General features: G+C 69.8%; 24 protein-coding genes. 19 read left to right on the top strand and 5 right to left on the bottom strand.

The features are described from left to right. The 3 genes from KPF47_RS38645 to KPF47_RS38655 form a co-directional block, all read right to left on the bottom strand. The coding region (locus KPF47_RS38645) for a DUF4158 domain-containing protein (RefSeq protein ID WP_374108837.1) at window positions 1-165 on the bottom strand (165 nt) is incomplete at its 3' end. Beyond that, entirely contained in the window at window positions 87-359 is a 273-nt protein-coding gene (locus tag KPF47_RS40865) for a DUF4158 domain-containing protein (RefSeq protein WP_374108836.1), read from the bottom strand. The genes KPF47_RS40865 and KPF47_RS38645, both read right to left, overlap by 79 nt. A gap of 167 nt (window positions 360-526) precedes the next feature. Beyond that, window positions 527-658, bottom strand: a complete 132-nt coding sequence (locus KPF47_RS38655; protein ID WP_255659576.1) for a hypothetical protein — start codon at window positions 656-658, stop codon at window positions 527-529. 568 nt (window positions 659-1,226) lie between these two features. Here KPF47_RS38655 and KPF47_RS12285 point away from each other — a divergent pair. The 6 genes from KPF47_RS12285 (at window position 1,227) to KPF47_RS12305 (ending at window position 4,949) form a co-directional block, all read left to right on the top strand. Then, window positions 1,227-2,033, top strand: a complete 807-nt coding sequence (locus KPF47_RS12285; RefSeq protein WP_224389008.1) for a S9 family peptidase — start codon at window positions 1,227-1,229, stop codon at window positions 2,031-2,033. Beyond that, the gene (locus tag KPF47_RS12290; protein WP_224389009.1) at window positions 2,027-2,440 is read left to right on the top strand and encodes a hypothetical protein; all 414 of its coding nucleotides are present in this window, start codon (window positions 2,027-2,029) and stop codon (window positions 2,438-2,440) included. Before KPF47_RS12285 ends, KPF47_RS12290 begins: the two co-directional genes overlap by 7 nt. Before the next feature lie 208 nt (window positions 2,441-2,648). Then, complete coding sequence (locus tag KPF47_RS12295; RefSeq protein WP_224389010.1) at window positions 2,649-2,921, top strand: hypothetical protein; 273 nt, start codon at window positions 2,649-2,651, stop codon at window positions 2,919-2,921. 216 nt (window positions 2,922-3,137) lie between these two features. After that, a complete protein-coding gene (locus KPF47_RS38660) occupies window positions 3,138-3,260 on the top strand; it encodes a hypothetical protein (protein WP_255659577.1) in 123 nt (40 codons plus the stop codon). 788 nt (window positions 3,261-4,048) lie between these two features. After that, entirely contained in the window at window positions 4,049-4,702 is a 654-nt protein-coding gene (locus tag KPF47_RS12300; RefSeq protein ID WP_224389011.1) for a hypothetical protein, read from the top strand. 103 nt (window positions 4,703-4,805) lie between these two features. After that, window positions 4,806-4,949 (top strand): hypothetical protein, encoded by a 144-nt coding sequence (locus KPF47_RS12305; RefSeq protein ID WP_224389012.1) that lies wholly within the window; start codon window positions 4,806-4,808, stop codon window positions 4,947-4,949. Between the two features lie 82 nt (window positions 4,950-5,031). Here KPF47_RS12305 and KPF47_RS12310 read toward each other — a convergent pair whose 3' ends face one another. Continuing rightward, a complete protein-coding gene (locus KPF47_RS12310) occupies window positions 5,032-6,330 on the bottom strand; it encodes a hypothetical protein (protein WP_224389013.1) in 1,299 nt (432 codons plus the stop codon). 663 nt (window positions 6,331-6,993) lie between these two features. Here KPF47_RS12310 and KPF47_RS12315 point away from each other — a divergent pair. Next, window positions 6,994-8,019 carry a hypothetical protein gene (locus tag KPF47_RS12315; RefSeq protein ID WP_224389014.1) on the top strand — a complete coding sequence of 342 codons (1,026 nt, stop codon included), beginning with the start codon at window positions 6,994-6,996 and terminating at the stop codon, window positions 8,017-8,019. Between the two features lie 189 nt (window positions 8,020-8,208). Here the strand turns inward: KPF47_RS12315 and KPF47_RS12320 are convergent, their stop codons facing one another. Further along, the gene (locus KPF47_RS12320) at window positions 8,209-9,099 is read right to left on the bottom strand and encodes a Scr1 family TA system antitoxin-like transcriptional regulator (RefSeq protein WP_224389015.1); all 891 of its coding nucleotides are present in this window, start codon (window positions 9,097-9,099) and stop codon (window positions 8,209-8,211) included. 294 nt (window positions 9,100-9,393) lie between these two features. Here KPF47_RS12320 and KPF47_RS12325 point away from each other — a divergent pair, with 294 nt between their 5' ends. From KPF47_RS12325 to KPF47_RS12380, 12 genes are all read left to right on the top strand, one after another. Continuing rightward, complete coding sequence (locus KPF47_RS12325; RefSeq protein ID WP_308015386.1) at window positions 9,394-9,708, top strand: WhiB family transcriptional regulator; 315 nt, start codon at window positions 9,394-9,396, stop codon at window positions 9,706-9,708. Then, complete coding sequence (locus tag KPF47_RS12330; RefSeq protein WP_224389016.1) at window positions 9,708-10,085, top strand: hypothetical protein; 378 nt, start codon at window positions 9,708-9,710, stop codon at window positions 10,083-10,085. Before KPF47_RS12325 ends, KPF47_RS12330 begins: the two co-directional genes overlap by 1 nt. A 117-nt stretch (window positions 10,086-10,202) precedes the next feature. Beyond that, a complete protein-coding gene (locus KPF47_RS12335) occupies window positions 10,203-10,643 on the top strand; it encodes a hypothetical protein (RefSeq protein ID WP_224389017.1) in 441 nt (146 codons plus the stop codon). 27 nt (window positions 10,644-10,670) lie between these two features. Continuing rightward, the gene (locus tag KPF47_RS12340; RefSeq protein ID WP_224389018.1) at window positions 10,671-11,117 is read left to right on the top strand and encodes a hypothetical protein; all 447 of its coding nucleotides are present in this window, start codon (window positions 10,671-10,673) and stop codon (window positions 11,115-11,117) included. A 67-nt stretch (window positions 11,118-11,184) separates the two neighbouring features. Then, on the top strand, window positions 11,185-12,195 hold the full coding sequence (locus tag KPF47_RS12345) for a hypothetical protein (protein WP_224389019.1): 1,011 nt from the start codon (window positions 11,185-11,187) through the stop codon (window positions 12,193-12,195). Window positions 12,196-12,240: 45 nt separating this feature from the next. Further along, complete coding sequence (locus KPF47_RS12350; protein ID WP_224389020.1) at window positions 12,241-12,540, top strand: hypothetical protein; 300 nt, start codon at window positions 12,241-12,243, stop codon at window positions 12,538-12,540. Between the two features lie 102 nt (window positions 12,541-12,642). Next, window positions 12,643-14,898 carry a hypothetical protein gene (locus KPF47_RS12355; RefSeq protein WP_224389021.1) on the top strand — a complete coding sequence of 752 codons (2,256 nt, stop codon included), beginning with the start codon at window positions 12,643-12,645 and terminating at the stop codon, window positions 14,896-14,898. Next, window positions 14,895-15,587, top strand: coding sequence for an HNH endonuclease family protein (locus tag KPF47_RS12360; RefSeq protein ID WP_224389022.1), 693 nt, complete (start codon window positions 14,895-14,897; stop codon window positions 15,585-15,587). Before KPF47_RS12355 ends, KPF47_RS12360 begins: the two co-directional genes overlap by 4 nt. Window positions 15,588-15,641: 54 nt before the next feature. Continuing rightward, window positions 15,642-15,905 (top strand): WhiB family transcriptional regulator, encoded by a 264-nt coding sequence (locus KPF47_RS12365; protein WP_255659578.1) that lies wholly within the window; start codon window positions 15,642-15,644, stop codon window positions 15,903-15,905. Window positions 15,906-16,225: 320 nt separating this feature from the next. Beyond that, window positions 16,226-17,803 (top strand): hypothetical protein, encoded by a 1,578-nt coding sequence (locus KPF47_RS12370; RefSeq protein ID WP_224389023.1) that lies wholly within the window; start codon window positions 16,226-16,228, stop codon window positions 17,801-17,803. Next, window positions 17,800-19,068 (top strand): replicative DNA helicase, encoded by a 1,269-nt coding sequence (gene dnaB, locus KPF47_RS12375; protein WP_224389024.1) that lies wholly within the window; start codon window positions 17,800-17,802, stop codon window positions 19,066-19,068. The genes KPF47_RS12370 and dnaB overlap by 4 nt, the downstream gene beginning before the upstream one ends. Before the next feature lie 88 nt (window positions 19,069-19,156). Further along, window positions 19,157-20,044, top strand: a complete 888-nt coding sequence (locus tag KPF47_RS12380) for a hypothetical protein (protein WP_224389025.1) — start codon at window positions 19,157-19,159, stop codon at window positions 20,042-20,044. Window positions 20,045-20,132 lie beyond the last annotated feature (88 nt).

The raw sequence follows: 20,132 nt of genomic DNA on the forward strand, positions 1-20,132 counted from the left end.
CGTCGTCGGCGGCCGCCACCCCAGATACTGCGCCGCCAGCCGAAGATGCTCGGTGCGGGTCTTCGCCCGGCGCCCATACGAACCGATCACGGCCGGATCCACGCGCAACTGCTCAGCCAGGCGCACCACCGCCGCCTGCGGCGCCGACGCCACCTCATCCGGCACGAACCCCAACCACGACAACGAGCACACCGCGACCGCCAGACCCAGCCGATCCGCCGCGCCCGGCCCCGACCGGGATCAACAAACGCAACGTCCGCCGGGGCCAGCGTGAAGAACCGGAACAACTCCTCCCGGCCGATCTCCGGGAACCGCCGCAGCCTCTCCAGCTCGACGTCTGTGAACACCGGAGCGACCACCCGACAACCTCCCGACCAGAACCCCAGAAACCCCCTGGTCAGGAGCCTACCCAGCCATATCCGCCCGATTATTCCCGGATACTACGGCGACCCCCAGATGCTCGACAACATCCTCAGCAGCCGCACGCCCGCTCAACCGCACCCGGTCGATCTGCTTAGAGGTCGTTTCAGAACGACTTGTCGAGTTTCCATTGACCCCTCGACGACAGATCAAACGGCAGGTCAGATAGCCGCTTGTCGTCTACAACAGACACGTCGACCTCGTTCTGAAATGACCTCTTACTACGCCGCTCCACCACCCGCGCCGTCTTCCGACGTTGCGCCCGACTCCCCACGACTCACCTTCCCCGCGTAGCAGCGTGCTACTGGCCCGTAGTGTCAGTCGCGCCACCACCCGAGCCAGCGCAGTCGCTGGCGTTGTTGTGGCGGTGGTGGTCTGCGCGGGTGCCGGCCTCGGCGGCGCCGGCACCCGCGCCGATCCCCGGCCCGGCACCACGACCGCGGTGACGACGACACCCCACAACACGACCCGCACGTCGGATCCGGAACCCGACACTAGCGGTGATCCGGACCTACCGGGCAACCCACTGGTTACCGGCGGGTCACATCCCGACACCCTCGGTGCGTGGGAGACCCAACACCGCCCGCAGCTCCTCGAGGCGTTCGGTGAACACGTCTACGGCCACCCGCTGCCCGCCCCGGACGACATGACCTTCGACGTCACCGACCTCGGCGCCACTGACGACGGGGCGGTCGGGAAGAAGATCGTCATCGAAGTGACCGGCCCGGTCGGGGCGGCCCGGTTCACCCTGCGCCTGTTCACACCCACCGCGCGAGAAAGTCGAGCGAGAAGTCCACGGGACATTCTTGCTGATCGATCACCGCGGCGCCGTCACCGACACCGGCTCGGACAGCGACTACGCGCCGATCGCCCAGATCACCGGTGCTGGTCACGCGCTCGCCGTCCTGGATGCGGTCGAGGTCGCACCGGACGACCTCGACCGCTACCGGGACGGCGTCATCAGCGCCTTCCACCCGGCGGGCACCGAGCTGCCCGACACCGCGGGGCGCACGATCGCCGCGTGGGCCTGGGCCGCGTCCCGCGCCCTGGACTACCTGCACACCGACGACGCCACCCGGTCCGGTGTCGACCCGGCACGGGTTGCGGTGATCGGGCACTCCCGCAGCGGCAAGGCCGCGCTGTGGGCCGGCGCCCAGGACCCGCGGTTCCCGGTCGTGATCTCCAACAACTCCGGCGCCGCCGGGGCGAAGCTCGCTGACACCGGACGAGGCGAGTCCATCGACGCCCTGACCAGCGCGTTCCCGCACTGGTTCCCACCCGCCTACCGCACCTACGCCGGCCGCCCCGACGCGCTGCCGGTCGACCAGCACCAACTCCTCGCGCTGATCGCGCCCGGCCGCCTGGTCGTCGCCTCCGCCACCGACGACGTCACGGCGGACCCGCAGGGCGAACACGCCGCCTACCGAACAGCTGAACCGGTGTGGGCGCTCTACGGACTGCCCGGCACCGGACTCCCCGACAGTACCTGGCCGCCGCCGACGGACCGGGCCTATCGCGGGCCGGGCATGTCCTACCACCTGCGCACCGGCGCCCACGGCCTCACTACCGACGACTGGCGCTTCTACCTGCACGGAGACCTCTTCCGATGGTGACCACCACCCGACCGCAACCCACCACGATCGGGCACGACCGAACCACCGCGGACGTCAGCGCCGACACCCGCGACGACCGCGACGACACCGCGTCGCTGATCTACGTCGTCCCGCACGACCAGCTCGTCCCCGACCTGCACCCGCGCCTCTGGGCGTTCCGGACCGGAGAAGCAGTGTTCGCCACCGGCTACCTCGTCGGCCTCCTCGAAGCACCGTGCCTGACCTACCTCCGACGCCACGCCCAGGCCGGGCAGACACCGGTCGGCACCCGGGTCGAGGTGGCGCATCGGGCGCCGTCGATCCCCGGAAGACCGCCTCCACGTCACCGCACGACGCATCAGCACCACCAGTCACCGATGTCACTTCATCGTGGCTGCGCGCGATCAGCGCGGGGTCCTGGTCGCTGACGGCCACGTGACGGCGCACCTGGTCGACACCACCGCATTCCGCGCGCGGCTCCGACAGCGATCGCGAGTACACGACCGGGCAGCTGACCTGGCGCCTCGGCGAACGCGGCTTCACACCACCCCGACGACAGGCACGACACGACAGCAACGGAGACACAGCAGCATGAACAACTACTCGACTTTCCCGAACGGCCCCAGGATGACCGACGTGAGCGGTCTGCGGTGGGACGACGCCACCAGCAGCTACCGGTGCCCGACCTGCACACAAGCGCCGCGGGCGCTGATGCTCGGCCAGGTAGAGGCGCTGGTCTGCGGGGACTGTGCGACCTACTGGCTCACGCCCACCGCCGCCGGGCGACAGGATCTCGAAGCAGTCGAGGACGACTACCGCGCGGCGGGATGTCTCGACAGCGACCCGATCAACTCGGGTGACAGCGCCGCTGCGGGCCGTGTGGGGCCAGCTACGGCGCGGGCGGCGTAGGGCCGGTGGATCCGCGTGATCCTGGGGCAGGCGGTAGCGGGCGATCCCGTCGGGACTCGACCCGCTACCGTCTGCACTCAAGCAATGACTGCGCCGCCCTTGTCTTTTGCCAGAGCCAAGGCGCCGCAGCCCACCACGAGCATCCGACTCGGTTGCTCTGACTCGCGAAGTGCCCGCCGAAGCGGGCCCTTCGAGGAGATAGGAGGCAGCGTACTCATGACTCGCCGACTGGTCGACCTCGACCTCGACCTCGACCAGGCGTACGCACCACCGGTGGTGGTTGTCCCGTTTGTGTCTGCTGACCTGGCCGTCAGCGTCCTGGTTGGGGGTGTGCGGTGAGCGCGTTGGTGATGACCCGGCCTGGGTGTGATGAGGCCGAGGATGGTTTGCGGGAGGGGCGTGGGTTCCCGTTCTCGATGGTCGGGGACTTCGTGGCGCTGTCCGGGGTGTCTTCGCGGGCGGTGCACGTCTACAACTTGCTGCGCGGGCACGTGAACGTCGCCCAGGGCGATGACCGGGCCTGGCCCGGTCTGCGGGGGATGGCCGACACGATCGGCCTGCGCAAGATCGACTCCGTGATCGCCGCGATCCGCGAGCTCCAAGCGATCGGCGCGGTCGATGTCGAGACCGCCACGACCGCGACCGGGCGGCGCAACATCTACACCGTCCACCTCGCTCCGCCGCCCGGCTACACCGGCCTGGCCAGCTTCCAGGAGCTCTACGAGCACCGCGCTCGAGTCGCAGCACGGGCCGCCGCGGAGGCCGCCGCGAACGCCCCGTCCGGGCCCCCACCACCCGCCGCCCAGGCCGCGAGATCGTGCCCGGCGACCCGCCGCACCCCCCGCCACCCGCATACATCCGCAGGTCACGGGGGGTCATCCCTAAAATTGGATCACCCGTTTGGGGGATCATCCCTTTTTTCGGATGATGGGTCATCCGAAAAAAGGGATGAGAACAAGACGAACAGGGGGGGGACGCGCGAGCGCGCAAGCCGACCGGCCGAGCAGGTGGCTGAGCCTGGCCCCCCCCGGAGCTCTCGACCAGAGCCCCGACCCGGAGGAGCCGGACCGGAGCCGACCGCGGCACAGCCCTCGACCCCGTCCGCGGCCGGCCCGGAGGCGTCGTTGGTGAGCGAGCTAGGTGCGGTGACCGCGGCCCTGGCCCAGGTCGCCGCACAGCTGACCACCGCGCTCACCGCGCAGCCCACCGCCGGACCGCTGGCGACCGCACCGGCCGCGGCCGAGCAGGTCGTACTACCCGCGATCGCCGCCACTCCGGACCCGGACCGGCCCGAGACCTGGAAATGCCCCCGCCACCTCGCCCACCCCGACCCCCACGATCGACCCTGTAGAGGCTGCGGAGCAGCCCGCCGCCACCACGAAGCCCTCCGAGACCTCCAGGCCGCCCAGGCCGCCCAGGCCGCCCAGGCCGCCCAGGCCGCCCAGAAACGATCTGAAACCGCGCACCGGGCACGGGAAGCCCGGGCGGCCTGCACCGACTGCGACGACTACGGCCACATCATCGATCCCGACACCGGCCACACCTACGAGCACTCGCTGCGCTGCGACCATGACGGCCGCGCCACCGACCGGATCACCCGACACCGCCAGTACCTCACCGCACACGCCGCCAAGGCCGCTCAGACCGGGGGACCTGTCCCGGGCGCGGCAGCCCGCGCCGAGATCCGCGCCCACCTCGCCGAACTCGCCACCCGCCGCACCAACCAGCACACCACCCGCCCGGATCACCCACTACCGCCGACACCGAAAGCATGGAGATAACCGCCCGGCGTGCATCGACGGCACGGCTGCGCCGGGATCACGTGCTGGTGACAACCAGCGCCACCGCTGGCGTCCCCGCAGCCCGGACACGCACAGTGCGCGCATGGACACACCACGCAACGCCCCCGACGATCAGGGCGATCTGCTGCCCTGGCCGACCTGGATGTCCGGCCCGGACCGTTCCGCTGCTGCTGCGGCGGATGAGGCCGACACCGTCGTGCGCGGCCGCGCCGCCCTGGGGCCTTGACCCCGTGTCCAAGATCCGGGGTCAAGGCCCGCTCACCATGACCTGGCGCTGACGGCCTGCGGAACCGGTCACCTGCGGTTGGTCATGCAGGCTTGCTACGACCGAGTAGCGCGTTCACGCTCACCAGACCAGTCTCGGTCCGGGTGCTCGCTGAGTCCGTCTGTGAGCCCGTCTGCTTCGCAGTCGCGGCGGTGACGCGTTCGGAGGGGGGAAGGATGCCGCGGGCCCGCAGATTGCGTTTCGCGGCCGTTGCCGTGCGGGGGGCGTCGATCATGCGGTCGACTCGGGCCAGGGCCGGTTCGTGTCCGTGGTCCCAGGACTGAGTCAAGAACAGCTCGGCCTTGGCCAGCTTCGTCTCGCCCGGCAACGCCTCGTAGCGGGCAGTCCACTCCGGGGTCTCGACCGCGTGGTCAACAGTGTGATCAGCAGCCGCGTCGTGGTCGGTGGTCTCGTCCTCACCGGATTCAGCGCGCACCACGGTAGGCAGGACCAGCGTCGCCTCGCTGTCGGCGTTCACGGGGCCTGTGTGTACGCTGCCTGTCTCGACCGCGTCATCAGCAGCGATCTCCGGTCCGGCCGGGGCTCCCGGCGACGGTGAGTTCTTGGTGGGAGCCGTCGGAGAGATGAGCCGGTGGCGGCGGTCGAGGTGGTAGGTGCCGTCGTGATAGACGAGCTGCGCGGTGCCGTCGGCGGCGATGACGATCGCGGCCGCGCGTAACGCTGCGTGCTGGGCACGGTCGATCTTGACCGCGGCCCGCGCGGCCAACTGGTCGGCGCGGCGCTCGGCGCGTGAGCGCGGGGCCCCGGCCAGGGTTAGCTGGTGCGCGACGATCCCGGCGACCGACACGACGGCCATCACCAGAGCGACCGTCCACCCGCCGCCGGCCTTGTGCAGGCCGTGGGTGAAGTTCATCCCGGCTGCTCCGAGGGAGAACACGACCACCCCGACTCGCAGACCGGCCACAGGCCGGTGCGGGTGTCGGTGCCGGGATGCGACAACAGCGAGGGCGAAGGCCCACATCCCCAGCTCCGTGATCCCGGCCAGCAGGAACCCGGTCGCCCCGAAGATCACGCTCCCGTAGGCGGCCATCGCCGGAGCGGCTAGCGCGAACGACAGCACCGCGATCGGATAGATCAGTAACTCCACCACGTGCGCGTCCAACCACGACAGTGCCGCCTGCCGGGCATCGGATCGGGTTTCTGCCCGGGTCTTGCGCTGCTCGGCTTTCCGGCGCTGGGCGGCGTCTCGCGCGATCCGGTCTCGTTTCTCGCGGGCATTCTGTTCGGCGATCTTCCGGCGCGCGGCGGCGTCAGCGTCTTCTCGCGCCAGACGCGCTTCCAGAGCGCGGGATTCCCGGCGGTCACGCGCGTGCTGCGCCATCCACGACGTCGGAGACCCGGCTGATGATGTTGCTCCGGAAGGACGGAACTCTCGAACAGTCATGCCTGACCTCTTTCCTGGGGGCCGCGGACAGTGTCACGTTCAGCGATTCGTTGACGATACTGACGGGACTTCCCGGTCCGAGCGGGTTTCGCCGGGTCCCCATTATCCACCCGGAGCTGGATCGCTCCCCGAGACATCCCTACAAGCTCCGCCATCCGCCCGAATGACACCGACCGGGTCCGCCGGACCGCGACATACAAAGCAGGATCCACCGCCTCATACGCAGCCCGGTGAATATGAAGCAGATCCACCACCGTCTGCACCGACGCCTCCGACCCGGTCGCGCCGTCGACGATCTCCCGGATAACCCGCAACGCCCGGACTGCGGTGGGACTGGGCGGCAATAGCGGTTCAGGCACGGAACGACGCGGCGGGAACAACCCAACACCTCCAGAGACGAACACCCACCACTGTACACCCTCTTGAACTTCTCGGCGATCGCGGTGGGGCTCGGCGATCGCGATGGGTGGCGATCGCGATGGGTGGCGATCGCGATCGCGGTGGCGATCGCGATGGGTGGCGATCGCGATGGGTGGCGATCGCGATCGCGGTGGCGATCGCGATGGGTGGCGATCGCGATCGCGGTGGCGATCGCGATGGGTGGCGATCGCGATCGCGGTGGCGATCGCGATGGGTGGCGATCGCGATCGCGGTGGCGATCGCGATGGGTGGCGATCGCGATCGCGGTGGCGATCGCGATGGGTGGCGATCGCGATCGCGGTGGCGATCGCGATGGGTGGCGATCGCGATGGGTGGCGATCGCGATGGGTGGCGATCGCGATGGGTGGCGATCGCGATCGCGGTGGCGATCGCGATGGGTGGCGATCGCGATCGCGGTGGCGATCGCGATGGGTGGCGATCGCGATCGCGGTGGCGATCGCGATGGGTGGCGATCGCGATCGCGGTGGCGATCGCGATGGGTGGCGATCGCGATCGCGGTGGCGATCGCGATGGGTGGCGATCGCGATCGCGGTGGCGATCGCGATGGGTGGCGATCGCGATCGCGGTGGCGATCGCGATGGGTGGCGATCGCGATCGCGGTGGCGATCGCGATGGGTGGCGATCGCGATCGCGGTGGCGATCGCGATGGGTGGCGATCGCGATCGCGGTGGCGATCGCGATGGGTGGCGATCGCGATCGCGGTGGCGATCGCGATGGGTGGCGATCGCGATCGCGGTGGCGATCGCGATGGGTGGCGATCGCGATCGCGGTGGCGATCGCGATGGGTGGCGATCGCGATCGCGGTGGCGATCGCGATGGGTGGCGATCGCGATCGCGGTGGCGATCGCGATGGGTGGCGATCGCGATGGGTGGCGATCGCGATGGGTGGCGATCGCGATCGCGGTGGCGATCGCGATGGGTGGCGATCGCGATCGCGGTGGCGATCGCGATGGGTGGCGATCGCGATCGCGGTGGCGATCGCGATGGGTGGCGATCGCGATCGCGGTGGCGATCGCGATGGGTGGCGATCGCGATGGGTGGCGATCGCGATCGCGGTGGCGATCGCGATGGGTGGCGATCGCGATCGCGGTGGGGCTCGGCGATCGCGATCGCGATCGCGATGGGGCGTGGCGTCAAGTCACGAGCAGACGGCCCCGGGCGGCGACGCACCAGGAAGCACCCTGAAAGAACCGAGCCAGGCAACCGGCGCGCTTGCCTACGTCACGTTCTGTGCTTGTCCAGCAGGTAGACAAACCACTGGACAAAGACTGGACAAGCAGCTGAATTTCGGCGTCCTACGCGCGCCCGGGCCCGGGCGCGCGTAGGACGCACACTAGCACGCCCAGTCTCGTTGTCCACTGGACAACTGGACAATCACACGCCGTCACACTCGCCGCCGGCGCTGGTGCCGGACCCGCCGCTGTTCATCTCCCGAGCGATGCTCTCGACGACCTCGATCGCCTGGTCACCACGCCAGCTGTGCCGCTGGTAGGTGCGGAACTGGTTGATGTGCCGCTGCACACTTTCGTGGTCCTCGTTGGCGTGGCTCTGGCCGGGACTAAGGGCCAAGTTGCTAGCCCCCTCATTGGGGGCCATGTAGACGACTGCGTCCAATCCATATGCAGGATCAAGTTCGACATTTCCGGACAGAATGGAAAGAGTGATCAAATTGCGCTTGGCTAGCGAGGTGATTCTGTCCAGCTGGTCGACCATCACATGAGTTCCACCAAACTTCTGCCTGAGTAGACATTCGGTTACGACGACCTCCATCTTTCGGGGAAAAGTGTAGAGGATGTTTTGGCGGTCGATACGCTCCGCAATTTTGACGGCTATGGTTCGCTTCGAGCTGTAGGTGGTAGAGTGAAAAAAGTGGCGCATGTATGCGGCTGACTGAAGAAGGTCTGGCACGAAAGAGCTGTGCCAGGTTAGGATGGATGCGGCCTCGAGTTCGATGGATTCGACGTCGCCGCGCCGCGCCTGCCATCCATTTAGGCTTGAATTGCGCTGCGGCGCTGACTTCCTTGGCGCGGCGTCGATTTCTGCGAGCAGCTCCGCTAGGGAGTCAGAGGGGGCCCTTGTGGCTCGAAGCCATTCCTGTGTCTCTTGTTTGGTGACGTGCGATTTCCCTAATTCGATCCGACTGACTCGCGATTGGTCACATCCGATGGCGTCGGCTAATGTTCGCCCAGACATTCCCGCTGTGAGGCGGAACTTTCGCAAGCGTGCGCCGAGTTGGGCCCAGGGATTGTTCTGGCGAGAAGTCACGCCCCCCCCGTTGCGTCTGAATGTTGTCTCGTTATGGACTCTGAGTTAGCGGGCTGCTCTGACTGTGAAGGCTGCCCTTGGTGGGGACTGGTCGCCCCCTCCACTGTCGGCTGCAGCTCCGGCGCTGCCGCAGGCGGGGGCTTGACTTGCGTGCCAGCCCCCTGCAAGCTGAGGTGGTCGATGTAAGAACTTCCAGTTCCTGCATTGGCTACATAAGTTGAGTGGTTGGGCCTCGGCGGGTTGAGAGCCGCCGAGGCCCTTGTAGGCCACCCAGAGTGCGAAGAGGTGACCCACGTGGTCGAGCGTAGTCCTGTCTTTGACGACGATCCGGGGCCTGGAGCTCCGGTCCCGGTCGAGTTGTCGTCCCATCCAGCACGGCACTGTCTCGATGTCGACCCGGAGGTGTTCTTCCCGGTCAGTGAACTGGGTGTGCTGCAGGCTCGTCTCGTGTGCACGGGCTGCCCGGTGCGTGTCGCGTGCCGGGAGTGGGCGACAGCGACGGGCGAGTACGGCGTGTGGGGCGGCACGACCCGCGAGGAGCGCACCGCTCAGCGGCACGTAGCCATCGCCGCCGTCGCGGCGGTTGACGGTCGGGCGGTGGCGGCCTGATGTCGACCTCGGCGGGGACGGTTCATCTGCCTGCTCTGAGTGCTCGGCGTGCGGATGCGGTGTTGCGTCGCAGTCAAGTCCGCCGGGACATGTTCGTATCGGCGTACGGGCAGGCGTCCACGCCGGTCGAGCGCTTGATCGCGGCGTTCGCCGCCGTGCGAGCGACGCTTCCTAAGAACCGGGCCGGGTCGCCAGAGGTCATGCGGCGGATCGATCGCATCGCCGACGACCTGGCCGACCTGTTCGTCGAGCTCCACGCCGGCCAGGAGGCTGCCGCTCACAAGGCAGTGCGAGCGAAGCAGCGTCAGGCCGAGCGGGCGCAGGCCCGCCGCGAGCAGCGCCAGGCCGCCGTTCCTGCTGCTGGCGGTGGTCGGTGATGCAGGTGCGTGCCCGGTGTGTGGTGTGTCGCAGGTCGATCGAGATTCCACGGGATGGCGGTGTGCTGCCGCGGACCTGTAGCCGCTGCCATCGGCAGCGGGTGGGAGGTGGTCGTCGTGCCGCAGCCCGCATCTGACCAGCACCAGGACGAGCAGAAGGTCGAGGGCGCTCCGGATCGTCCGGGTCTCTACATCGTCGACCCGAACACCGCGCCGCCCACCGGCGGCGAGGACCAGACGGCTGCACCGGCGGAGCCGGCCGTGAAGCCGTTGGCGCCGTGGGACCAGCGCATCGCCCAGGCCATCAGCGATCTGGTGGAGGCGCGGCCGCGGTGGAACGAGCAGCCGCCGTCGTATGCCCAGACCTGGGCGTATTCGCGGGCCGGTGACTGGACCACCTCCAGCAATCAGCTGGTGAGAGCCGTGCACGCGGCGCTGACGCTGGCCGCCCTGGCGATGGTGTTCCCGCTGGACTGGCTGGCGAACGTGATCCGGGACAAGCCGTCCGGCTTCGTGATCACGGTTGTCGTGGTCGTCCTACTCGCCCTCGCCATCTGAAGGAGGCGGTTCATCGTGTCGTGGTCGATGTTCATTCCGTCGTCGATGCCCGCGCTCGGCGCCCTAGCGTTGATCCTGGCGATCGTCCTGGTCTATCTGGATGTGCCCGGCAAGGGCGTGGACTGGGAGAAGGTCGCCGCTGTGTTGGCGGTGGTCGGCGGGTTCGGCGTCGGCGGCGCGTCCGCGGGCTGGTTCGGTGGGCTGTTCACCGCGTTGTCGGGTGGTGCGTTGACCGGGGCCGGGCAGGCCACCGCCCAACTCGTCGGCGTCTCCGCGGTCGGCGCCGTAGCGGCCGCCGCCGGGCTGTGGGCCTACAGCCGCCTACGCGGCGCCGGGATCACCGCGGCAACCAGGACGAAGTCGCTGATGGTCGTCGCCGCCCTGGCCCTGGTCGGCACCGTCCTGGCGGGTGTCCCGCGGCTGTACAGCGCCGCGGACACCTTCATCGCCGCGCTCGCGGCATCCCTCACCTGATGCCGTCGATGTCCTCGACCTCGGTCGATGCAGGCCGATACGACACTAGAGAAGAGAGGAGCGGCTGATGGAGGCGTTCTTCCTGACCTGTGTCGTGGTCGCGTTCTTCGTGACCAAGGGCCGCACCGACACCGCCGCCTACAGCAACGGCAAAGAACCACCCGGCCTCACCCGAGCCCGCATGCGCCACGAGAACGCCGGCGGCGGGGCCCGCACCAGCTCGGGGCGCCCGACCGGGCAGGGCGCGTTCGGACTGCTGGTCGCCTCCCGCTGGACCGAGGCCTGCCGGGCCGCCCAACACCGGGCCGAACACCGCGCCGCGCGGCGCCGTGCCTGGTTCGACGAGACCGCGCCGTCCCGGGACGAGCGGTGGCGCACTACCCAGCAGCGTCGCCTCGACAGGGCGGATCGTGCGCGGGCCCGGTGGGCCCAGGCCCGCGGCCTGCTCCCCGTCGCGGGCTCCGGCAGCGCGAGCGGCGCCAGCTCGGCGATCGGTACCGGTTCGGCCGGGCCTGCGGGGGCGAAGAGCTCGGAGCCGTGGGGTCGACGGCGACACGCCACTTGTCCCGCTGCCGGGGCATCGGGTGGTGCGGTGGTGGCGACCGATGATCCCGGCCTGCCTTCCCCGCCTGTGGCGGAGCAGGTTCCGGTGGCCCGCCCGGTCCCGGATGAGGACGGCGGCGTCGACCTCGACGACTTTCCCAGCACTGCCCCGGAGGCGGCGCCGTCGTCGTCTCCGTCTGGCACGGCCCCGGCAGCAGAGTCCTCGCCGACGGCTACCAGCACAACTACTTCTTCCGGAGGAGACGGGATGTATGAGGCAGCGGTAGCGCGGTTGATCGCCGCGGCGGACGCGTGTGGCGTCTACCAGACCCAGCTCTCGGCGTTCACCGACCGGCTGTCCGGGGACGGCTGGGGCGACCAGGTCACCGGGCCCCTCGCCGATTCGCTGTCGGGGCTGAACGCCGCCGAGGGCCTGTACCGGGGCCTGGCCGAGCAGATGCGCGCCCAGGGCGACCGAGGCCGGGACGCCTACGACCAGGCCCCGTACGTGCCCGGCCCGCACGCCGTCCTCTAACCGGCACCTGACCAGCACACACACCGAAACAGAATGGAGATGACGGTGATGGCGACACTGGACGTGGACGGGAACTACGAGTTCCTCTCAGCCGCTCTGCGGGACGCAGCCTCAGACCTGGAACAGCTCATCGGCACTCACCGCTCGCTGGTGGACGAGTTCGAAGGTCACGGCTGGACCGGCCTGGACGGCCTCGACGGTGCGGGCACCCATGTCGGTGCGGTGATCGACAACCTGTCGGCTGTGGCGGAGCGGATCGGTGTGGGTGGGCAGATCGTGCGTGACGCCCTGACCGCCAATCACATGATCACGCGGGCGTCGAAGGCGTCCCTGGGCCACGGCTGACTAGCGGGTGGGTTTCGAGTCCCGCCCACACCACGGGTGGTGTGGGCGGGCGCTCCGGCTCCATCAGCACGGTTCTGACCAGTAGAAGAAGGAAGGACGGTCATGACCCGGTCGAAGTCTGTTCCGACGATCACGCGGAAGACGCGGTTCGAGCATGCTGCCCGGCTCGCGGCGCAGCGGGCCGAGGCGCGGCCGCAATCCCGACAGACCGCCCGCGACCGCGACGGTGCTGTCGACGACACGACGACTGCACCCGGCTCGGGTGCAGTGCTGGGCGTGCTCTGGTCGCGGGTGAAGGGAACGGTCGTGCCCGGCGCCGACGACGTGGCAGCGGCGGCCTCGGCTGGTGGTGATGATCGGGTGGAGAACGCGCGTCGGGTGTTGGTTGCGGCCCGGAACCGACGGCGGCGGTGGCCGTGGATCCCGGCCGCACTTGGTGGTGTGGCCGGGATGGGTGGGCACTGGCTCGGCGCCGGGCTGGCGGCGGTGGCCGGTGCGGACCCGGCGGTCCTCGCCGCGCCCGCCGCGGCGGTGCCGTTGGGTGCAGCTGCGGTGGTCGCTGCCCGCTACCGGTCGGCGGTCGGGCGGTGGTGGCCCGAGCTGGCCGGTAGTGGTGCGGGTGCATCAGTTCTGGCCTATCACCTCGCCGCGGCCGGCCCGTCGCCGCTACTCGCCGCCGCCGCGGTCCTCGGCACCACAGCGATCGGTGCCCGCTGGTGGCGGGCACACCCGATCGGGCCGCGGGTTGCGGCGTTGACGCCGCCGCAGCAGTTGCCTGCGGTCGCGCCGCCGGACCCGGAGCACGACCGGTACTGCTTGGCGTGGGCGGAGACCAACGCCGCCAGGAACGGGAAGGTCCCCGGGTCACGCCTGACCAACCGCACCGACGACGCATACACGACGTGTTTCGATGTGGTCCTGGCCCGCGGGACACACACCCTCGATGACCTGGTCTCCCATCGGGTACGCCTGGCCGGTGGGCTCGGGCTCGACGCCGACCGGGTCCTGTTCGCGCCCGGGCGCCGTGGGGAAGGTGCGGCGCGGGCGCGGTTGACGATCATCCACACCGACCCGGTCGCGCAGACCCGGTTGTTCACCGCGCCACGCGTGGCCGACGGCGTGATCAAGGGTGTCGGCCGGTCGATCGACGGGTCCGGCGAGGTCGATGTGCTCATGTGGGATGACGGCGGCACCGTCCCGACCGCGGTGCTCGGGTCGACCGGTGGCGGGAAGTCCGGCGCTACGAACATCCTGGTGACCTCGGCGTTGTCGACCGGCGTCCTGAACCTGCTGTATGCCGATCCGAAAGGGAACTCCTCCACCGCCCTCGCGACACGGGCGCGGGTCGCGGTCATCGGCAAACAGAACGTCCTCGCGTTGCCGCGGCTGGTCACTGCGATCCTGGCCGCGCGCGCACAGATCGCCGCCGAGGCCGGCTCCGATCTGATCTTCCCCAGCCAGGACGTCCCTGGGTGGATGTTCCTGCACGACGAGTACTCCTTCGTCGCCCACGACCCGAAGGTCGCCGCACTCTGGACCGAGACCGTCAACACCGTCCGCGCCCTGGGCATCTGGCTGGTCGGGCTCAACCAGTCCCAAGGACAAGCAGCGTGGGGCGGGGACCATGCCCGGTCGGCGTTCGCGGCGCAGGTGATCGCGTTCCGCACCAACTCGAAATCATCCTCGGATCTGGTGCCGGGCCTGCTGTTCGACCCGGCCGAGCTCCCGCTCAACGATGCCCGGCCGCGGCGGCCGGTGCCCGGGATGGCCGTACACGCCCACCTGGACGCGCCGGTCCGCTGGGACTGGCTGCCCTCGGACGCGGACGCGGCCCGGATGGTCAGCAAAGGCCTCCCGGCGCCGGCGTTGACCGCCTCGACCGCGTTCGACCGCTACTTCAACCAGCCGGAGTTGCATCCACTCGACGACGCCGCGATCACCAGCGTGCTCGGCCCGGCGGTGGGCGGGCGGTGGCAGGTCGGCGGGCTCGGTGGCACCCACCACCTCCTCGACACTGACGGGCCCGGCCCGGCCGGCTTTCCGGGCGGCCCGCGGCGAGCCGCGTGGGGCACCCGCACCACCGGCGCCGGTGGTGCCGACACCGCCGCTCTGTCAGCTGCTGCTGCGGAGGTCGTGTTGTCGCCGGTGCAGGCCGAGGTCCTCGCTCTGATCCAGGGCGGGACCGCCACGACCGGGAACCTGGTGGACGCGGCGACCGTGTCGAAGGCCGCCGTGCACGACGCCCTCGACACGCTGATCGGGTGCGGCCGCATCAGTCGTGTCGCCCGGGGCCGCTACCAGGCCACCCTGGATGATCGAACCCCGGATGATCGGGATGAGCAGGACTCGACATCATGACCCGGATGAATCAGGTGCGCAGGCGTAGCCCGGTCGGGGAACGGCGGGCCGCGACGCTGCTGATGGCAGCCCTCGCCCTGACCGTGTTCGTACTGGTCGAGGTCTGGGCCCTCCGCGACGACACCGACACCGACACCGGTTCAGGCGCGGCGGGGTCGGCGGAGATGGTGACTGCGGCCGGGCCGGTGGATGTGTCCGGGCTGCGGGTCGCCCCGGACCGGCACGGGCGTGACTACCGCCGCGACGCGTTCGGTCCCGGCTGGGCGCTGGCGGTCGGGCCGGGCTGCGATGTCCGCGACGCTGTCCTGGCCCGCGACCTCACCCAGACGACGGTCACGCGTGGCTGTGACGTGACAGTGGGGACGCTGCGGGATCCTTACAGCGGGCAGACCGTGACCGGCCCGACCCGTGACCTCGATGTCGATCACGTCATCCCGCTCGCGTTGGCGCATCGGTCCGGCGCGCATGCCTGGACCGATGCCCGGCGTGAGGAGTTCGCGAACGACCCGGACAACCTGCGCGCGACCACCGCGCAGGTCAACAGGTCGAAGTCCGACCACGGCCCCGAGCACTGGATGCCCCCGGTCGACGCGTGTGCCTACGCCCACGACTTCGTCCGAGTCGCGGCCCGCTACCAGCTCACCGTCACCGCGCAGCGCGCCCACGCGCTGCAGAGCGCCTGCCGATGAGCAGGCACGTCATCGCTTGACCGTGAAGGAGCGGAGGTCATCATGTCGTCCGGTATGACGGACGTGTCCTGGCCGGGCGCTGGACTCTGTGCCCAGACCGACCCGGGTGTCTTCTATCCCGAACCTGGCGAGCCCGCCGATACCGCGAAACGGATCTGCACGCTGTGCCCGGTCCGGCTCCCGTGCCTGGAATACGCCCTGGCCACCGGCGAGCAGTACGGGATCTGGGGCGGACTGTCAGCGAACCAACGACACCACCTGCGCCGCGGCATCCCCGGTACCGCAGCGTCCGCGGCGGGGGATCGGAGATGTTCGTGATCCGCCCGCCCGCAGACCTACCAGCGTCGGCGTCGCTGCCGCGACCGGGCCGGTGGGGCGGATGTGGCGACCGCGAGCGACCTGACTACTGTCTGTCCCCCGAATACGACAAACGGCCCCCACCCACCAAGGAAAAGGGCCGCCAGTCGTCCATCCAACCAGCCGTGAGGCTGAGATAGGAGAACTCTACCTATGACCGGCCACCCCGGCCACCCCGGCCACCCCGGCCACCCCGGCCACCCCGGCCACCCCGGCCACCCCGGCCACGAGCCGTTTACACCTGTTGACCTGTGGGTCTCCGCATCGACGGGTGGTGTGCGATGAGCACGCCCTGGAGGAACTCCCCACACCGCGCCGCGCCGGCGGTGGCCGGTCGGGAGCCGTTCACCGTGGGTGTGGCGTCGGCGACGAGCATCGGGCTCTCGCCGCGGTGGGTGCATTACAGCGGTGTGTCCCCGGCCGCGCGGGTTGCGGCGGAGGTCCTGGCCGATATGGCCACGATGCGCCCGGCCGGTGATCAGGCCCCGGTGCTCGATCGTGAACGGCTGGCCTATCACGTCGGTGTCGGTCGCGCGGACAAGCTCGCCCCGATCCTGGCCGAGTTGATCGAGATCGGATTCCTCACCGTCTACGACGGTGGTGCCGACCCGGACACCGGTCGCCGTCGGCAGCGCCGCGACGGCCGCGGCCGTCCGGTCCCGGACCGGTTCGCGGTCAGTCTGCACCCGCCGGCCGGCTACCGCGGCGCGGCGACGCTGACCGAGGCCGACGCCGCGTTCACCGCGGCGCGGGACGCGGTCTACCGGGACGTCGAAGCGACCGGGAAGACGCCCCGCGCGGGGCGTCACACCATCCCACGGCCTCGCCCAGACCGTTCCCGATCGCCGCAGGTCAGCACTGTCCCCGGATCTCGGGGACAGGTCGAAGGTCCTGTCCCCGAGATCCGGGGACAGGAAGAGTTCGCCCTGGTCGGAGCTGTCCCCGAGATCGGGGGACAGGGTGAGCCGACTGTCCCCGGATTCCGGGGACAGTCAGAGTTTGTGCAGGTCAGGACTGTCCCCCGTTTTCGGGGACACCTTCAGATCGAGAGATCTTCGATCTCTCTCGAAGAGAGAGAGATCGAAGGATCGAGCGCGCTCGCGCGCGGGTCGGCTCCGCCGCCCGCTCCGAGCGCCGCGGCGGCCGCGCCAGCCGGGTTCGGTCGCGGCGGTTCGGTTGTCGAGGCGGTCGGTCTCGGGGCGGGCGGTCTCGCCGAGCGCACTGGGCTCGATGGCCGGGCCGAGGCATTCACCGAGGCACTCACCGAGCCGGTCGATGAGGCGCTGGATGTGTCGCTGGGGGTCGAGGCTCGGGAGGTGGTACGTCGGTTGCCGTGGGTGGCGTGGGCGCAGGCTCGGGGCAAGACGGGGTGGCGGTTGACCCCGGCGGATGCTGATCAGGTCCAGGCCGCGATCTGTGAGGCCGTGTCCGTGCACGGGCTGTCGTTGGTCGAGGCGGCAGTGATCGGGCAGGCGGCGTTGTCGGAGGCGAAGGGCGCCCCGGTCGTCTACGTCGTGAACGCCTTCACCCGCCACCTCGCTCGCCGACGCCGCGCTCTGACTGCGGAACCACTGGCCGAGACCCCGCTGCCCTTGCTCGACCCTCCAGTCCGCCGCGACGGCCCACAGCGGCGCTCTCAACGCCCGGAACAGGCCACGCAGGATCAGCCGGCGGCTGCTGGCGTCGACCCGGTCTCCGTTCCTGAGCAGGTCGAGACCTCGGAGTCGTCGGCGGCGTGTGGGATGTGTGAGGCCCGTGCCGGTGACGGTGCGGTGATGCGGACGGTCGACGGGGGCGACGGCCGGTGTGTGCCGTGCCCGGCCTGCCGTCCCGGTCAGAGCTCGGCGGTGACCGCGTGAGCACCTCGACACCGGCCTCGGAGTCGGGTGCGGGGCCGTTGCCGCCGCACGATCTGGTCGCCGAGCAGGCGGTGCTCGGGGCGATGATGCTCTCGCCTGAGGTGGTCGGGGAGGTCACCGAGACGGTGACGGTCCGGGATTTCTACCGGCCCGCACATGCCGCCGTCTATCAGGTGATCTGCGGCCTCGATGCCAGCGGGGAGCCGTCGGATCCGGTCGCGGTCGCCGCCGAGTTGGACCGTCGCGGGGAGCTGGGTCGGATCGGTGGCGCGGCGTCTCTACACACCCTGATCGCGGCCGTACCGACCGCGGCGAACGCCGCCTACTACGCCGAGATCGTGGCCGAGAAAGCGACGCTGCGCCGCCTGGTTGAATCCGGGATCCGGATCCAACAACTCGGCCACATCGGCGTGCAGTCGGGGGAAATCAGCGGGGTCATTGACCGGGCTCGTTCTACGCTGGACGGCGTGTCGGCTGTGCATGATGATTCCGCTGGGTGTGTCGCGTTCGGATCCGGTCACGCCGCGTGGCTCGCCGGGCTGGACGGCCTGCAAGCCGGCTGGGGTGAACCCGGGCTGCCCAGCGGCCTGGACGACCTGGACGAGGTCACCGGCGGCTGGAAACCCGGCCAGCTGATCGTGATCGCCGCCCGCCCCGGGCTCGGGAAATCGACCCTGGCCCTGGACATGGTGCGGGCAGCATCAGTCCGGCACGGCAAGACCAGCGTGATCTTCTCCCTGGAAATGTCCGAATCCGAGATCCGCGACAAGATCATCGCCGCGGAGGCGCGAGTCCGGGTCTCGGATCTCCGCACCCCACATGCGCTCGATCAGGTCGCCTACGAGCGGATCACCGCCGCCGCGACCCGGGTCCTCGCCGGTGGCGAGTTGTTCATCGACGACACCGCGACCACAACGGTCTCCCAGATCCGGGCGAAGGCGCGCCGGGTGCAGGCCCGCCACGGCCTGGACCTGATCGTCGTGGACTACCTCCAACTCATGTCCTCCGGTAGCCGGGTGGAGAACCGGCAAGTCGAGGTCAGCGACTTCTCCCGACAGCTGAAGGTGCTGGCGAAAGACTTCGACGTCCCGGTGATCGCGCTATCCCAGCTCAACCGCGGACCCGAACAACGAGCCGACAAACGACCCGTGCTATCGGACCTACGCGAGTCCGGCGCACTGGAACAAGACGCCGATATCGTGATCCTGCTGCACCGCCCCGACGCCTACGACCACAACGACCCCCGCGCCGGGAGGCCGATCTGATCCTGGCGAAGAACCGGGGCGGCCCCACCCGCACCATCGCGGTGGCCCACCAGCTGCACTACAGCCGCTTCGCCGGACTGGGCCGCCGATGACCGCCGACGAGCTCACCACCGGCACGAACACCCTGGCCGTGCCAGCACCCAAGCCTGAGCTGAAGCCGAAGTCAGGGCCCGAGACGGTGGTGTTGCTGTTCGGTCCGGGTGCGTTGCGTCGGTTGCAGGACGGGACGAAACGTGCCGCGGTGGTCCCTGCGAAGCAGGTTGGATCGCTGAAGGTCGGGTCGTCGTTGACGGCGAAGTCGGTATTCGGCGACGCTCGCCTGCCGCTGCAGGTGCGGGCCCGCCACGACCTGCCCGGCGGTATTGACGGGCTGCCCGCACTCGCGGAGACGGCGGGCCTGACACTCGCTGATTTCACGGTGGAAACGGAGTGGTCGGGTTACCTCACGACGGCGCGGCAGAACGTCCCGAAAGCGGCGGTCGTGCTGGTCGTCGACCCGGCCGGGCCGATGACCGGGACGTTGTATGACAAGAAGAAGAAAAAGAAGACCTCCGGGTCGGGGCCGTGGGCGTGGTACCGGGTGGACCTACAGCTGCAGCCGGTGGCGGATGCCCAGATTCACCCGGCCGACCGCAAGCCCCTGGCGACGCGGATCAGGACGGTATGTGACCGGCTCGCCCCCGAGGCCCAGATGCGTGAGGCGGTGGATGCGGTGGCCGAGGTGTTGCTGGGTTCGCACCGGGCCCACGGGACGATCACCCGCGAGCTGCGGGCCCGGATCGGGTCCGCCCAGACTGATGCGGCGGTGGCGTGGTTGCGGCGTAACAAGCTGCTGGTCGGTCTGGGTGCTGAGCGGGTGTGGAGCCCGCGCCTGTTGGTCGGGTTGCGGATCCAGATGCCGGCCTCGTTGGCCGGGGACCGCACACCCGAACCGGATACCGCCGATGTGGCGGGCGCGGTGGCCGGCGTCCGGTGAGGAGGGTGGTCGCGCCGTGAGCGAGCCCGTGGCCGAGTCGTCTGTGTGGGTGGGCGGGTATCGGATCGAGGCCGATGTGGAGCTGTCC

Source organism: Pseudonocardia sp. ICBG1293 (assembly GCF_020131355.1).
GTDB lineage: Bacteria > Actinomycetota > Actinomycetes > Mycobacteriales > Pseudonocardiaceae > Pseudonocardia.